General features: G+C 62.5%; 11 protein-coding genes and 1 tRNA gene. 9 read left to right on the forward strand and 3 right to left on the reverse strand.

The genetic code is table 11. The features are described 5' to 3' along the window. The first annotated feature begins 50 nt into the window (after nucleotides 1-50). Entirely contained in the window at nucleotides 51-422 is a 372-nt protein-coding gene (locus tag NFR19_RS05835) for a hypothetical protein (RefSeq protein WP_251212855.1), read from the forward strand. Nucleotides 423-554: 132 nt separating this feature from the next. Here the strand turns inward: NFR19_RS05835 and NFR19_RS05840 are convergent. Then, nucleotides 555-631: transfer RNA gene (locus tag NFR19_RS05840), tRNA-Met, on the reverse strand. 150 nt (nucleotides 632-781) lie between these two features. Then, a complete protein-coding gene (gene ade / locus NFR19_RS05845; RefSeq protein ID WP_251212856.1) occupies nucleotides 782-2587 on the reverse strand; it encodes an adenine deaminase in 1806 nt (601 codons plus the stop codon). Between the two features lie 289 nt (nucleotides 2588-2876). Between ade and NFR19_RS05850 the strand changes: the two genes are divergently transcribed. Continuing rightward, on the forward strand, nucleotides 2877-3737 hold the full coding sequence (locus NFR19_RS05850; protein WP_251212857.1) for a ZIP family metal transporter: 861 nt from the start codon (nucleotides 2877-2879) through the stop codon (nucleotides 3735-3737). 36 nt (nucleotides 3738-3773) lie between these two features. On the opposite strand, the gene NFR19_RS05855 is transcribed toward NFR19_RS05850, so the two are convergent. Beyond that, nucleotides 3774-4901, reverse strand: a complete 1128-nt coding sequence (locus NFR19_RS05855) for a nucleoside hydrolase (RefSeq protein ID WP_251212858.1) — start codon at nucleotides 4899-4901, stop codon at nucleotides 3774-3776. A 186-nt stretch (nucleotides 4902-5087) separates the two neighbouring features. Here NFR19_RS05855 and NFR19_RS05860 point away from each other — a divergent pair, with 186 nt between their 5' ends. From NFR19_RS05860 to NFR19_RS05890, 7 genes are all read left to right on the forward strand, one after another. Next, the gene (locus NFR19_RS05860) at nucleotides 5088-6395 is read left to right on the forward strand and encodes an ABC transporter substrate-binding protein (protein ID WP_251212859.1); all 1308 of its coding nucleotides are present in this window, start codon (nucleotides 5088-5090) and stop codon (nucleotides 6393-6395) included. 8 nt (nucleotides 6396-6403) lie between these two features. Continuing rightward, nucleotides 6404-7294 carry an ABC transporter permease gene (locus NFR19_RS05865; protein WP_251212860.1) on the forward strand — a complete coding sequence of 297 codons (891 nt, stop codon included), beginning with the start codon at nucleotides 6404-6406 and terminating at the stop codon, nucleotides 7292-7294. Further along, on the forward strand, nucleotides 7291-8166 hold the full coding sequence (locus NFR19_RS05870; protein ID WP_251212861.1) for an ABC transporter permease: 876 nt from the start codon (nucleotides 7291-7293) through the stop codon (nucleotides 8164-8166). Before NFR19_RS05865 ends, NFR19_RS05870 begins: the two co-directional genes overlap by 4 nt. 42 nt (nucleotides 8167-8208) lie before the next feature. Then, entirely contained in the window at nucleotides 8209-9138 is a 930-nt protein-coding gene (locus tag NFR19_RS05875; protein ID WP_251212862.1) for an ABC transporter ATP-binding protein, read from the forward strand. Between the two features lie 55 nt (nucleotides 9139-9193). After that, the gene (locus tag NFR19_RS05880) at nucleotides 9194-10939 is read left to right on the forward strand and encodes an InlB B-repeat-containing protein (RefSeq protein ID WP_251212863.1); all 1746 of its coding nucleotides are present in this window, start codon (nucleotides 9194-9196) and stop codon (nucleotides 10937-10939) included. Between the two features lie 320 nt (nucleotides 10940-11259). Continuing rightward, nucleotides 11260-12387, forward strand: a complete 1128-nt coding sequence (locus NFR19_RS05885) for an immunoglobulin-like domain-containing protein (protein WP_251212864.1) — start codon at nucleotides 11260-11262, stop codon at nucleotides 12385-12387. Between the two features lie 65 nt (nucleotides 12388-12452). Beyond that, nucleotides 12453-14243 (forward strand): phosphoglucose isomerase-related protein, encoded by a 1791-nt coding sequence (locus tag NFR19_RS05890; protein ID WP_251212865.1) that lies wholly within the window; start codon nucleotides 12453-12455, stop codon nucleotides 14241-14243. Nucleotides 14244-14256 lie beyond the last annotated feature (13 nt).

Consider the following 14256-nt stretch of genomic DNA (forward strand, 5'->3'; position numbering starts at 1 on the left):
ATGGCAGGAAGCAATACGTCCATGAGAGGCTTCGGAAGGCGAGGCGCGCCTTGAACAAGCTCGTCCAGTCAGGGGAGCTCTTCACGTTCGTGGAGATGGCAGAGGAGCGCGATGGCGCATGGGATTCGACCAACAACATGATCGAAGGAGGTGTCAACGCGCGTCTTCGCGAGATGCTCCGGATGCATCGAGGCCTTACGACGATCAGGCGCATCAAGGCGATCTTCTGGTGGTGCTACATGCACACCGAATCACCGCTTCCTGCAGCTGAGATCCTGCACGTCATGCCGACAGATGATCAGGTGGATGGGCTGTTCGCATCAGCTTCAAACGAGCACAAGCGAGATGACGGAGCACCCGAGGAATACGGATCGGGGATCGTCTGGAACGAGTTTCATATGCCTACTGAATACAAGCAGTGAATAATTGCCAGGGGCACACTTTTTGAGCCTTAACCCTCATGTGACGAAGCGAGCGTGCGGGCGACCCAAGAGCGGAGAAATAGAAAAGCAGGTCGGATAACCATTTCAGATTATCCGACCTGCCAGTCGCGTTGGTCGCGGGGGCTGGATTTGAACCAACGACCTCCGGGTTATGAGCCCGGCGAGCTACCAGACTGCTCCACCCCGCATCATGTAGCGCCTTACGGCGAACATTCATTTTACACACATTCGAGCGTGCGCGCAAGTTAATATCGGCATCAGCGTACCCAACACAGCCGCGCGCCGCACAGCGCACGTCAAGCGCTCGCCCTACGCGCCGCGCCACACGTCATTCATTCCTACACGAACAGATCAGCGAATTGGAACGTGGTGCAATCGACCAGCCCACGATTCGTCAGGCGCAGCTCGGGCAAGCACGCCAGCGGGATCAGCGCCATGGTCATGAACGGCGACGGCATCGTGCAACCGATCTGCGCCCACGCGTCCTCAAGCGCATGCACCTTCCGGCTCATCTCTTCGGCGCCCAGATCGTTCATCAGCCCGGCAATGGGCAGCTCCACCAGCCCGAGCACCTCGCCGTCGGCCACCACCACCATGCCGCCGCCGCACGCCTCAAGTGTGTTCGCGGCCAGCGCCATGTCCGCGTCGTTGGTGCCCACCACCAGCAGATTATGCGCGTCGTGCGCCACCGTGGACGCCATGGCGCCCCGTGTGATGCCGAACCCCTTCGTGAATCCCACGCCGAAAGTGCCCGTCTCATGGTGCCGCTCGAACACGAACGTTTTCAGCACATCCTGCGAAAGGTCGCTCTCAAGCTTGCCATCGATCACCGGCAGCTCCACATGCGCCTCGAACGCGCCCACCTTCCCGGGGATGATCTCAATAGCGCGCACCTCCACCAGGCTGCCATCGGCCGCCCCGGCAGGCGCCTCCACTACGAACGACTCCGCGGTGATCGGGCGCCCCAGATGCATGGAATGCGTCACCCATTCGGGGAACTGGAACGGTGGGTAGTCGAACAGCGGCTTGCCGTTTTCGGCCACCACGTCCCCGTCGATCATCATGCGCGTGACGTTCAGCGTATCCAGCCCGTCCAAGAACACGATGTCGGCGCACTTGCCCGGCGTGATGGACCCCAGCTCGTTGTCCATGCGGAAGCAGGTGGCCACGTTGATGGTCATCATCTGGATGGCCTCGATCACCGGGATGCCGCACTTCACCGCCACGCGCAGCACGTGGTCAAGATGCCCGTCCTCCACCAGCGTGTGCGGGTGCGTATCGTCGGAGATCAGGTTGGCGAAGCGCGTGTCGATGTCGTGATCGGTGATGGCATGTGCCAGCTCCGGCAGGTCGTGCCAGGCCGAGCCATACCGCAGCTGCGCGTACTGACCAAGCCGCATCTTCGCCAGCGCGTCCTCGGCGCGCGTGGACTCATGGCAGCAGCGCACGCCGGATGCCACGTACGCGTTCAGGCCCTGGTCGGTCTCGGGCACCGAGTAGTGGCCGGTGATCACCTTGTCGGCTTTCAGCGTCTCGGCCAGCTCGCCGTGCGCGTGATCGGTGCCGCCCAGCACGCCCACGAAGTTCATCATCTCGCCCAAGCCTACCACGCCGGGCCAGGTCATGCTCTCGGCGATTTCTTCCGGCCCCACGAACGAGCCGGTGTCCTCGAAGCCAGGCACGGCTGGCACGCACGACGGCGTGGTCACCATGGCTTTGAGCGGCGTGCGCTCGGCGTCTTCCATCATCACCTTCACGCCGTCCAGCCCCAGCACGTTGCAGATCTCGTGCGGATCCCAGTAAATGCCCGCCGTTCCGTGCGGCACGACCGCCCGCGCGTATTCGCCCGCGCCCATCATGGACGACTCCACGTGGATGTGCCCGTCCAGAAAGCCCGGCGCGATGTAATTCCCGCCCGCCTCGATCACGCGCGTGCCTTCGCCGATGCAGTGGTCGGCGTGCCCGATGTAGGCGATGCGACCCTCCGCGATGGCCACGTCAACGTCCGGCTGGATCTCGGCGGTGCACACATTCACCAGATGCGCGCCCTTGATGACCGTGTCGGCGGGCTGCTGCCCCTGCGCAACGGCGGCCAGCGTGCGCGTGCATTCCCAAAGCGGTTTCTTGCAGAAATGGTTGAGCATGGCGGTTCCTTTCGACGAAGATATGGGCAGAACTGATCGGCGAAGCCGGGACGAGCGCACTACGAACGTGCTGCGTTCATGCTACGAACGTGCTATCGAAGTCGGACAGAACAGAAGCTGCGTCGATCGTACGGCCTGACGGCGAACATGGCAAGGGCCGGGGCACGTTGTGCGCAAACTGGGGAACAGGCGAAGGCAAAATGAAAGCCGCCAAGCATCGTGGCTCAATCTGTTAACGAAGGCGAACTTCTCGCGCTGACCTGCGGCCGATTGCTCTATAGTTGAGGGCATGGATTTCATCTGGCATATCACTCTCATCACGTTCATCGCGGGTGTTGGCGGCACAGGGGCTGGCGGCGTCATCGGGTCGTTGTTCCGGCGCAGCAGCAACCGCGTCATCAGCCTGCTGTTAGCGGCTACCAGCGGCGTGATGATCGCCATCGTCTGCTTCGAGCTACTGGAAGAGAGCGTGGCGGCAGGCAAGCAGCTCTTCGATCCGATGGGCGTGCTGCTGACCGCGGCGTCTGTGTTCGCGGGCGTGTTCGTGGTGTTGCTGCTGAATCGCATCATCGACAAGAAAACCGCCGCTCAAGTCGCGCATACGGCCAGCGCCGAGCATCCCCTGGTGCACGACGATATCGACGAACTGCACCATGTTGACCACTACAACGAGCATGCGCGGCAGGGCGCGGCGAAGAAGGAACTGTGGACGGCGGGCGTGGTCATCGCGTTCGCCATTGCGCTGCACAATATCCCCGAGGGCATGTCCATCGGCGCCAGTTTCGCCATTGATTCATCCGATGCGGCCATGGCGGCGCTGATGCTGGCGGTGCTGATCGGGTTGCACAACATCCCCGAGGGCATGGCGGTCACGGTGCCGCTGGTGGCGGGCGGCATGGGGCGCGCGAAGGCCGTGCTGCTGACCGCGTGCTCGGGGCTGCCGATGGTGCTGGGCGCTTGGCTAGGGTTGTGGCTGGGCGATATCGGCCCGCTGGGGCTGTGTTGCTCGCTGGGGTTCGCGTCCGGCGCCATGCTGTACGTGGTGTTCGGCGAGATCATCCCGCAGGCCATTTTGATGTATCGCTCGCGCGTGCCCGCGATTCTGGTCGTGGTGGGCATGCTGGTCGGTATGTGCCTGATCTATTTGTGAGCGCGCATCTGCTCCGTCTGCGTATGCGTGCGCATCTTACGGTGTTTGCGTGTTCACGCGCACGAGCCCGCGGTGCCATGTTTCCACCACGTGCGCCTTGAACGCGGCGGCGTCGCGAATGGTGGGCAGGTTCACGGGCGCATGCGGCGCGCCGATGTTGCCGCATTCCAGATACCCCACGCCGATGAAGCGCTCGTAGAGCGTCACCTGCTCCAGATGGTCGCAGAACAGCTCCGGATGCGCGAGGAAGGCGGCGGCAACCACATCCCAGCAGGTCCATCCGTGCCAATCGTAGGCGGCATCCATGGTGCGGAACCAGTGGTCGCACGTGCGGTAGAGCCACGATCCTTCACCGAATGCGTCGATCAGATCCGCGCGCGTGAAGAACGCTGGCAGGCAGTTTTGCGAGGTGGCAATGGCCAGGCGCGCGCCCGAGGCGAGCACCGCGCAGGTGGCTACCGGGTCGCAGGACAAGTTGAGCTCGTCCATGATGCGCCCATTGATGGCGAGGCTTTCGGTCACGCCGCCCATCAACGTGATGGAAGCCGCCTGGCCGAGCGCTTCCGGCCGCAGCACCGCGGCTGCGCCCAGGTTGGTGGTGCTGCCCGTGGCAAGGATATGCAGACTGTCGGGCTGCGAGGTCAGCGCATCGGCGATGAAGCGTGGCGCGGCGCCCTGCGCGCTTGCTGGGTCAATGGCGTGCCGCGGCCGGTCCGCCACGATGAGCGGCGCTTCGTCGGGCTGCGCGTCGGATGGGGAACCAGGTCGCGCACCGCGCTGCGCGTCGGTCAATGCGAGCGGCGCTTCGACACCGCGTAGCAGCGGCACGTCCAAGCCGAACAGCTCCATCATGCGCTGCGTGTTCTCATGCACGGCCGCCAGCGTGTTGTTGCCGTAGGTCGTGCACACCGCTTCAATCTGAATGTTGTCGCAGCCGAGCAGGTACAGCAACGCCAGGCCATCGTCCACGTCGCACCCGGGCAGCCCCATCGTGTTGTCGAAATCAACGATGACGCGCTTGGGATCGGTGCGCCCATCTTGCCCCCTAAGATCGCCCTGCCTCATGGGTGCGCTCTGCTCGACGCCCTGCTCCGCGGCCCGCTCGTCCGTAGCGGAAGCGCCTCTTGGTACCACATCGGTCATATCTGCGCTCTGTCCTTCCATCGGCCTCTTCGCAGATTGTAGCATCCGCTCAGGAATCAAATGGCTATAATCCGCTATTAGACGTTGTCGAATATCGGACAGAGCCAGCCCTAGATGGCCGTCCTTCGACACAAAAAAGGCTGCCAAGCGGGCAGCAGGCGATGGATTGCGGGCAACAACCGCAGCCATCCAGACAAAGGAGGATGAATGAAACTGTTCAAGGGGGAGAAGGCGTCGGCCGCGCTCAGCCGCCGCGGTTTCCTGAAGAAGGCGGGTGCGGTCGCGGTTTCCGCGGCGCTGGCCTGCACTATGTTCGGGTGCAGCTCGGGCGCGTCAAGCAGCGCCAGCTCAGCTGCAGGAACGGCTGCCGAGCTGGATTATTCCGACTGGAACGCGGTGCTTGAGGCTGCGAAGGGCCAAACGGTCACGTTCTACGGCTGGGGTGGCAGCGAGCCGCGCAACACGTGGATCGAAGAGAGCCTGGTCCCGGCCATGAAAGAGAAGTACGACATCACGCTCGAGCTGGTGGGCATGGATATCAACGACATTCTGACCCAGCTGTCCGGCGACAAGCAGGCCAACACCGAAGAGGGCACCATCGACTTCATTTGGATCAACGGCGAGAACTTCTACACCGCCAAGGAGAACGGCTACCTGTGGGGTCCGTTCACGGACTACCTGCCGAACTTCAACGACTATGTTGACGCTGCCTCGCCCGAGGTGGAGTACGACTTCGGCAGCCCCACCGAGGGCTACGAGGCGCCCTACGGCAAGACCCAGATGGAGATGTGGGTGAACAGCGAGGTCGTACCCACGCCGCCGACCACCGTGGAAGAGTTCAAGGCGTTCTGCGAGGCGAACCCCGGCAAAGTGACCTACCCGCAGCCCGGCGACTTCACGGGCACCGCGTTCATCAGCTGCCTGATCTCGGGCGTGATCGGCGCGGATGAGTTCGAGAAACTCTCCATGATGGACGACCCCACCACCGAAGAGGTCAAGGAGATCATCGAGCCGGGTCTGGAGTACCTGCGCAGCCTGAACCCCAGCCTGTGGAATCAGGGCCAGACCTTCCCGGCTGACAGCACCACCATGGGTACCATGTACGCCGACGGCGAGGTCATCATGAACATGGGGTACGGCGACCCGCAGGCGCTGGTGGATGCGGGCACGCTGCCAGCGACCACCAAGCCGTTCATCTTCAACACGGGCACCGTGGGCAACTCCAACTTCATGGCCATCGCCTACAACGCGCCGCACAAGGCTGCCGCGCTCGTGGCCATCAACGAGATCATGAGTCCCGAGATGCAGCTTGAGCAGTACGAAGTGCTGGGCAACCTGACCGTGCTGGACACGGCGAAGCTGCCCGAAGCCGACCAGCAGGCGTTCGCTGACGTGCAGTTGGGCGCCAGCCAACTGCCGAGCGAGGAACTGCTGAGCCACCGCGTGACCGAAGCGGCCGGGCCGGTCATCCCCATCATCGAGCAGCTGTGGCTTGATGAGGTCGTGGGCAAGTAACTGCCCGCATGGCGATCATATCGCGCAAAACACGAAGGAAGGCAGCGCCATATCTCATGGTGCTGCCTGCCCTGCTGCTGTTAGGCGTGTTCGTCTACGGCGTGGGCTCGGGCATCATCCAGGGCTTTGGCATCATGCCATTCCTCGACCGCACCGAGTTCACGCTGGAATACTACGAGCAAGCGCTGACCAGGGCGGACCTGCTCGGGTCCATCATGTTCAGCCTTTACTTCAGCTTTACGAGCGCCATCCTCGCCACGGTGGGCGGCGTGGCGCTCTCTGCGCTCATGACGCGCGCCCGCACCGGTCGCCTCACGCGCCTGTTCGGCATCCAAGTGCCCATCACCACCATGCACGCGGTGGTGGCGCTTGCGGTCATCTGTCTGTTTAGCGGCGCCGGGCTGTTCCCGCGCGTGCTGCACGTGCTGGGCGCGGCGCCCGATGCTACGTCGTTCCCGTCGGTCGTCGGCGCGCCCAGCGGTTGGGGCATCATCGCGGTGTACCTGTGGAAAGAGATCCCGTTCATCGCGTTCATGACCATCACCATCATGATGAACATCTCATCTACGCTGGGCGAAGCTGCGCGCACGCTGGGCGCAGGCAGTGCGCGAGCGTTCTTCAGCGTGACGCTGCCGCTGTGCCGCGGCGCCATCTTGCGGGCGTTTCTGGTGGTGTTCGCATTCGCGTTCGGCAGCTACGAAATACCGTTCCTGCTGGAACCCACGGTGCCGAAGGCGCTGCCGGTGCTCGCATACATCGAGTTCCAAGACCCCGACATCATCAATCGCTGTTACGCCATGGCGCTGAACGGCATCATGGCGGGCATTTGCACGGTGCTGTGCGTGGTGTATTACGTGGTGCTCCAGCGCGATGGGAAGAGAAAGCGGGGAAGGCGATGATGAATGCCCCGCTCGAGAAGCGCAACCGGCAGACGCTGCTCGAGAAGCGCAAACGCCAGATGCGTCGCGCAACAGCCATCGCGCGGACGCTGGTGGGCGTCGAGCTCGCCCTAGTCGCGCTGCCGCTGCTCGTGATTGTCGTGTGGGCGTTCACCGATGCGTGGCCCTGGCCCGACCTCTGGCCGCAGGCGTTCAGCGCGCGCGGCATTGAGCAGGCGTTGTCGGGGCGGCAGAACATGGGTTGGGATACGCTCGCGCTCTCCATCGGCATCGCGGCGGCGTGCGCAGTGCTGACCACGGCGGTAGCGGCGCTGGCGTGTCGCGCGCTCTGCCACTTCCAATGGCGCGGCCGCGACGTCTTCCAATTCGCCACCATCTTGCCGTTCATCATCCCGTCCACCGTGTTCGCCATGGGCATACAGGTCGTGTTCCTGCAAATTGGCCTGGCGCGCACGGTGCCGGGCGTCATCCTGGCGCACTCCATCGTGGCGCTGCCCTACGCCATCATCCTCATGACCGATATCACGCGCGCGGCCGGTACGCATCGCGAGGAGGCGGCGCGCAGCCTGGGCGCAGGGCCGTGGCAAATGCTGCGTCACGTCACCATCCCGCAGCTGCTGCCGGGCATCGTGTCGTCGCTGTCCATGTGCTACATCATGTCGTTCTCGCAGTATTTCTTGACGCTTCTGGTGGGCGGCGGTCGCGTGCAGACGTTCGTGCTGGTACTGTTCCCGTACCTCTCCGGCGGCGACCGCACTATCGCCTGCGCCTATAGCCTGGTGTTCCTGGTGGTCACGTTCGCGGTGTTCCTGATCTTCGAATTGCTGCTGCGTCGGTTCGGCGCGCGCGAAGAAGGCAGCTTGTACGGGTAAAATGGAAGGCGTGTGAGCGGAAGCGCACGGAAAGGACGAGCGATGCAGCTAGCGCTTGAGAACATAGACCTGCGGCTGGGCGGCAAAGATATCCTGCGCGATGTCAGCTTCGCGGTGGACGACGGCCGGTTCGTCAGCGTGCTGGGCGAGAGCGGCGCGGGCAAATCCACCACGCTGAAAGTGATCGCCGGGCTGCTGCCGCAGGATTCGGGCCGCGTGCTGTTCGACGGCACCTGCGTTGACGACGTGCCCACGCACAAGCGCAACACCGCCATCGTGTTCCAGGATATCCGCCTGTTCCCGAACATGGACGTGCGCCAAAACGTGGCCTTTCCGCTGAAAATGCGGAAAGTGCCGCGCGCGGAACGCCTGGCAACTGCCGACCGCATGCTGGCGGCGGTGCAGCTGGAAGGCTTCGGCAACCGGCGCACCTACGAGCTGTCGGGCGGGCAGCAGCAACGGGTGGCCGTGGCGCGCGCCTTGGCCGCGAAACCTGATGCGCTGCTGCTGGACGAGCCGTTCAGCGGGTTGGACGAGCAACTGCGCGCCGAGATGCGCCAGCTGGTATCGCGGCTGCACGCGGAGTTCGGCATGACGTCGCTCATGGTGACCCACGATGCCGACGAAGCGCTGACCATGAGCGACCGCATCATCTATATGAGCGACGGGCGCGTGGTACAGGAGGGCACGCCAGCCGATCTGCTGCTGCGCCCCGCCAGCGACGTGGTGCGCGCGGCGTTCAATGATGCGTCCTCCATCGAAGGGCGCGTGGAAGGCGGCATCTTCATGAGCGGCAAGCTATGCGTCTCCCTTGCTGACCTAGCCGCTTACGACGAAACGCGTGCGGGCGATGCGGCTCTTGTAGGGGCGCGCGCAAACGCACCTGTCGAGCAAGTGGCACCCGCAATCCCTGACGGTCCCGCCGTTCTCGTCCGCGTTCCTGATAGGACCCCCTTCGTCCACGCGCTCTAATAGTTCAATCGGCATAGGGAAAACCATTCGCTCGAACAGCGCTGGCAGCGTGCGCGTGAGTCACAGCAACGATACCGTGCCCACCACAAGCGAGGCCGAAGGCAAAACCACCTACACGTATCGCATTCCAACCGCTGCCTTCATCGGATGCACGGAGCTTTCCGTGAGCTTCAAAGAGGCTACGAAAGAGCCGGAACGCTTCGAGGTGTCGGTGCTCGTTGCCACTGATGGTACGGGCACGGGCACGGTGCGGTTGGAGAGTGGAGGCGCCGAGATCGCCAGCGGCCATGTGCTGAGCGTGGTGGAGCCAAGTGGCGCGAGCCTGCTGGTGGAACCAGCCGCAGGCAGCAAGGCGACGGTGACGCCGGGGACGGCCACCACGGGCGTGGAAGTGGTGCCCGATACGGCAAACAAGTGGGTCAGTTTCACGTTCGAGCAGCTGAAAGCGCTTGGCGACCAGAAGAGCATCTCAGTGTATTTCGAGACCACCGAGAGCGTGCAGCCAACCTACACGCACGGTCAATACGTGTTTGGCCGTGTGACGGCTGACCATACGCTGCATGCGTATTTCGCACCCGTTGAGCAGCTGGATACCAACACGCATCCTACGACGCAGGCAGGTGCCTTTAATGGTGACTCGTCAGGGGGCACCGTCACGCTGCCAGCTACCTTGCCCGCTGGTGTGACGCAGGGCAGCCTGCAGATCACCTTCGTCGCCTATGACGACTATGAGGTGGTGCATGCCAGTGTTTCCGGAGATGCGGGTGCGCAGGGCGGTCGCATCAGCCCGGCTGGCAGCATGAGCAAGATCGTTGGTAGTAACACTCAGCAGTTCGTGATCGAGCCTGCTAGTGGGTATGACGTTGATTCAGTGGTGGTGCAAGAAGCGGGTAAGGACGCATGGACGGTGAGTCGCGCTGATGTGCTGGCTGGCGCGTTTAGCGTGACCAACATTAGCGCTGATACTCAGGTACGAGCGAACTTCGTATCCGTGTTCTATACGGTTGATATTTCGCTTACCGAGGGCGGCACGGTGCAGGCAGACGGCAAGGCGGTCGCCAATGCCGATCAGGTGCGCGTGCTGCGCGGGCGTACGCTGCCGGTGGTGGTGACGCCGCACGATAACTACCAGGTAACCGATATTTCCACGAGTGGCTTGGTGTTCATGCAGGCCCAGGAAGGCGGCCAGGAAAGAGTAGTGGGCAACACGCAGCCACAAGCTGATGTTGCTCGTGCGCAAGAGGTGGAGTTCGTCTCAATGGCGGCCGATCCGGTTGAACGCGCGAACAGTGGTGATGGCGCATTCGGGTTGCGCGTGGCTGGGCCGGGTACCTTACGGGTAGCCTTCGATGGCAAGCAGATTGCGCCCGATCCGAACGTCCCATACTGCACGGTCACCACCAAGAGCAATGGCCATGGCACGATCAGCGCGAGCGCTGGCCAGGTGGCCAAGGGGAGCCAGGTGCAGATCGGTCTGACACCGGAGAGCGGTTATCACGCATCGAGCATCGTGATCGAGTGCGACGGGACATCGACTACGGTGAGCCCGGTGCAGAGCGGCTACTCGTTCACGGTGGAAGGCGACACGGTGGTTACGGCCAACTTCGCTCTTACCGTGACGCCTGGTCCTTCAAACCCGGCTCTACGTGCGCTGCAACAGCTGCGGAGTTTGGCGAGCACAGGGGATCTGAATATGCCTGGTGCATTGCTGCTCATGTGCGTGGCATGTGCGGCGGTTGGCGTGGCGCTGCTGAGCAATGGGCGCCTGCGTCGGCGCGAGCGGGAAGCACGTGAGGAATAGACAGCGTGCGAGCACGGCCGCAAGAGCGCACGAGAGCGCATGATGACGTGCGAGAGAGCACGAGCGCATAAGAGCGCGCACGAGTGCAGCGGAGCATACAGCGCACCAGCACAAGAGCGCATGAGAGATCGCATGAGGGAGGCGTCCGCAGTTGCATGCGGGCGCTTTCGCATTGGACTTTGCATGGGCGATCCTGTGAATCCGGTCGATTGCATGTAAACAAAGAGAATGGATTTGGCTGCGGAAAAGGCCGAAGAAGTGCGTAAGGTCGACTGACGGTGTGTATACTATGCCTTTACGCGGGTCAGACGAGAGGATGAATGGTGACGAAGGCGATGAAAGCGCTTGTCGGTGCGGTTGCGATTTTGGCGATATGCGCCGTGGCGCTGGTGGCATGCAGTCTTTCTGCATCCGAGCAGACGGGCAACCCGCGCTCTCCCGAAGATGCTGCCAACAATGCCTCCCAGCTTCCTATCTCGCAGGCAGCGAATGGTCCTTCCACGGACGAAGGCGTCATCATGACGCTCGGCGGTAGCGCTGATACCTACGTGCTGACCGGCGAAGAGTACTTGGAAGCCGGTTGTCACGCCATAGACCCTGATGCGCAGAATGGATCGAACATAACCGACAGCGTGCAGGTGGGCGGCACGGTGGATACGGCCGTGCCCGGCGATTACCAGATCACCTATACCGCTACCACTGAGAATGGCGAAGTTGCCACGGCCCAACGCACGGTGCATGTGGTCGATTCGTTCGAAGGCGGCAAGGCGGCCAGCATCCCCGTGTTCATGTATCACTATCTGTACCACCCCGACGACCCGCCCGCTAATATCGATGCAAACTATCTTTCGGTGCTCGATCTGGAAGAGCATCTGAAGTATCTGACGGAGAATGACTACTATTACCCGTCCTATCAGGAGATCCGCGCTTTCGCCGAGGGTACCCATTCGCTGCCAGCCAAATGCGCCACCCTCACCTTCGACGATGGCGAATGGAACGTCTACACGCGCGGCGGCGACCTATTTCGTCAGTACCAGGTACCGGCCACCATGTTCCTCATCTGCGAGAATGCCGACATTCCCGAGCTCATCGTCAGCCAGGCGAACCCTTATATCACGTTCCAGTCGCATACCTACAAGATGCACAACGGCGGATCTGGCATCGGGCGTGGCGGCCTCATTCACGCTATGACGCAGCAGGAGATCGTCGACGATATCGTGACCGCCCAAGAGATCCTCGGCACCACAGAAGCGGTGGCTTATCCTTTTGGCGATAACAACGAAGATGCCTGGGCTGCGTTGGAGGATGCCAACACACAGTGCGCTTTCACTATTGAGAATCGCCGCATCAAGCCAGGGGACAACCCTATGGCTTTGCCGCGCGTGCGCATCAGCAATGGTAATGGTGGTCAGACCTTCGCTGCGCTGGTGGCTGCTGACCCTGCGTGATGCCGACCGCCTTCTGGCTGATTGCGGTAGAATCTTCCCACTGAAACCGATAGAAAGAAGCACCCATGATATCTGGCGATATGGAAAAGCTATATCCGTCGGCTAAAACGCTGGTGAAAGAGCACATCGCGAGTCGCATCTACCATCAAGATGGTAGCGCCTTCGACTTTTCGGACGATGCCGTGGCCTGCGCGAACAGCTTCATGGGCTGGGCGCAGCTGGGTAGCCACCCGCAATGCGATGTGCGTGAGCTCATGGAGTTCGCTGACGCAGTGGTGGCTGACGGTATCACGCATGTGGTATTGCTCGGTCAAGGTGGCAGCACACAGGCGCCCATGACCATCACCAAGTACAACAAGGAAGACCGCAACCGAGTCACCTTCCGCACGCTCGACAGCGATTCGCCGGTGCGCATGCGCGCGCTGTTCGCCTCATGCAAGGCGCGCACCACGCTGTTCATCGTCAGCAGCAAGAGCGGCGGCACCATCGAGCCGCGCATGCAGCTACGGGCCATTCGTCAGCATTTCGAGCCCGAGTTGGGCGACGATTTCCCGAAGCACCTCGTGGCTATCACCGACCCCGACACCGAGCTTGAGCGCCTAGCTACCGAAGAGGGCTGGCGCGCCATCTTCCGTGGCGAGCCCACGGTAGGCGGCCGTTTCAGCGCGCTTTCCGTATTCGGGCTGCTGCCAGCGGCGCTCGCAGGCATTCACCTGGACGATTTTTTGGCGCATGCCCGTGAAGCGGAAAAGCGCTGTAGCGAAGATGCCATCGACAACCCGGCCATCAATCTAGCGGCGTTCCTCTTCGACAATTACTGCCAGGGGCGCAACAAGTTCAGCTTCCTCACGCCCAAGCGTGGGCGCGTGCTGGGTCTGTGGATCGAGCAGCTGGTGGCTGAGAGCCTGGGCAAGGCGGGCCAGGGCATCCTGCCCAACATCGAGGTGGATACGCTGCTGCTCACCGAAGACCCGGGGGATCGCTCCGTCATCATGTATCAAACGGCCACCGACCTGTGGGACGAGAGCCGCAACTTCGAGATGAGCTTGGCCTACATCAACCCCAACATCCCGCGCCAGAACTACCGCATTAGGAATGTGAACGAGCTGGCTGAGCACTTCGTCATGTGGGAATACGCCATTGCCATGTGCGGGTACCTCATGCGCGTGTGCCCGTTCGATCAGCCTGATGTGGCCTCCACCAAAGCTGAGGTGGTGCGCATCTTGAGTCAGGGCATTCCCGACCCCGATTACGTGGAAACGTTCACGGCCGATGTGGACATGGGTCTTGTTGAGGTGCGCCAATCGCACAATCTGAAGGCGCGCACGCATTTGCGCAGCACGCTGTATGGCCTGCTGGATGGCATTCAGCCAGGGGACTATTTCGCGCTGAATGCGTTCTTGCCGTTCACGGGCGAGGGCCGCCGCGAAGCGTTGGAGAGCATCCGGCACGATGTGGCCGAGGCGTTTGGCGTGGTGTCGTGTTTGGAAGTGGGACCTCGCTACCTGCACTCCACCGGTCAGCTCCAGAAAGGCGGTCCGGCCTGTGGCGTGTTCTTGCTGCTGTCGGCCGACGAATTGAAGGACATTCAGCTGCCCGAGGGGTCGCAGGCGCCATCGCTCGGCAGTCTTGCGAAGGCGCAGGCGGTGGGCGACGCGCTGACACTGGCCGACCGCGGGCGGCGCATGGTGCATCTGCACCTGCCGGACAATTCGGCGGTCACGCTGCGCATGCTGTCCTCGGTCATCGCAGACGTCATTGGCGAGGTCATGATCGACCGTGAGTTGGAGCTTGCCGAAGAGATCAGCGACGCGACTGGCGAAGCGGCCGACGACGCTGCGCGCGCACAGGCATAGGCGCACAGCGAGG

Origin of the sequence: Adlercreutzia murintestinalis (genome assembly GCF_943192905.1) — a bacterium.
Taxonomy (GTDB): Bacteria; Actinomycetota; Coriobacteriia; order Coriobacteriales; family Eggerthellaceae; genus Adlercreutzia_A; species Adlercreutzia_A murintestinalis.

Excerpts from the sequence above, each read along its gene's own strand:
- NFR19_RS05855 (WP_251212858.1), bottom strand. The coding sequence starts at position 4,901 with ATGGAAGGACAGAGCGCAGATATGACCGATGTGGTACCAAGAGGCGCT.
- NFR19_RS05865 (WP_251212860.1), top strand. The coding sequence starts at position 6,404 with ATGGCGATCATATCGCGCAAAACACGAAGGAAGGCAGCGCCATATCTC.
- NFR19_RS05890 (WP_251212865.1), top strand. The coding sequence starts at position 12,453 with ATGATATCTGGCGATATGGAAAAGCTATATCCGTCGGCTAAAACGCTG.
- NFR19_RS05870 (WP_251212861.1), top strand. The coding sequence starts at position 7,291 with ATGATGAATGCCCCGCTCGAGAAGCGCAACCGGCAGACGCTGCTCGAG.
- NFR19_RS05860 (WP_251212859.1), top strand. The coding sequence starts at position 5,088 with ATGAAACTGTTCAAGGGGGAGAAGGCGTCGGCCGCGCTCAGCCGCCGC.
- NFR19_RS05850 (WP_251212857.1), top strand. The coding sequence starts at position 2,877 with ATGGATTTCATCTGGCATATCACTCTCATCACGTTCATCGCGGGTGTT.
- ade (WP_251212856.1), bottom strand. The coding sequence starts at position 2,587 with ATGCTCAACCATTTCTGCAAGAAACCGCTTTGGGAATGCACGCGCACG.
- NFR19_RS05875 (WP_251212862.1), top strand. The coding sequence starts at position 8,209 with ATGCAGCTAGCGCTTGAGAACATAGACCTGCGGCTGGGCGGCAAAGAT.
- NFR19_RS05885 (WP_251212864.1), top strand. The coding sequence starts at position 11,260 with ATGGTGACGAAGGCGATGAAAGCGCTTGTCGGTGCGGTTGCGATTTTG.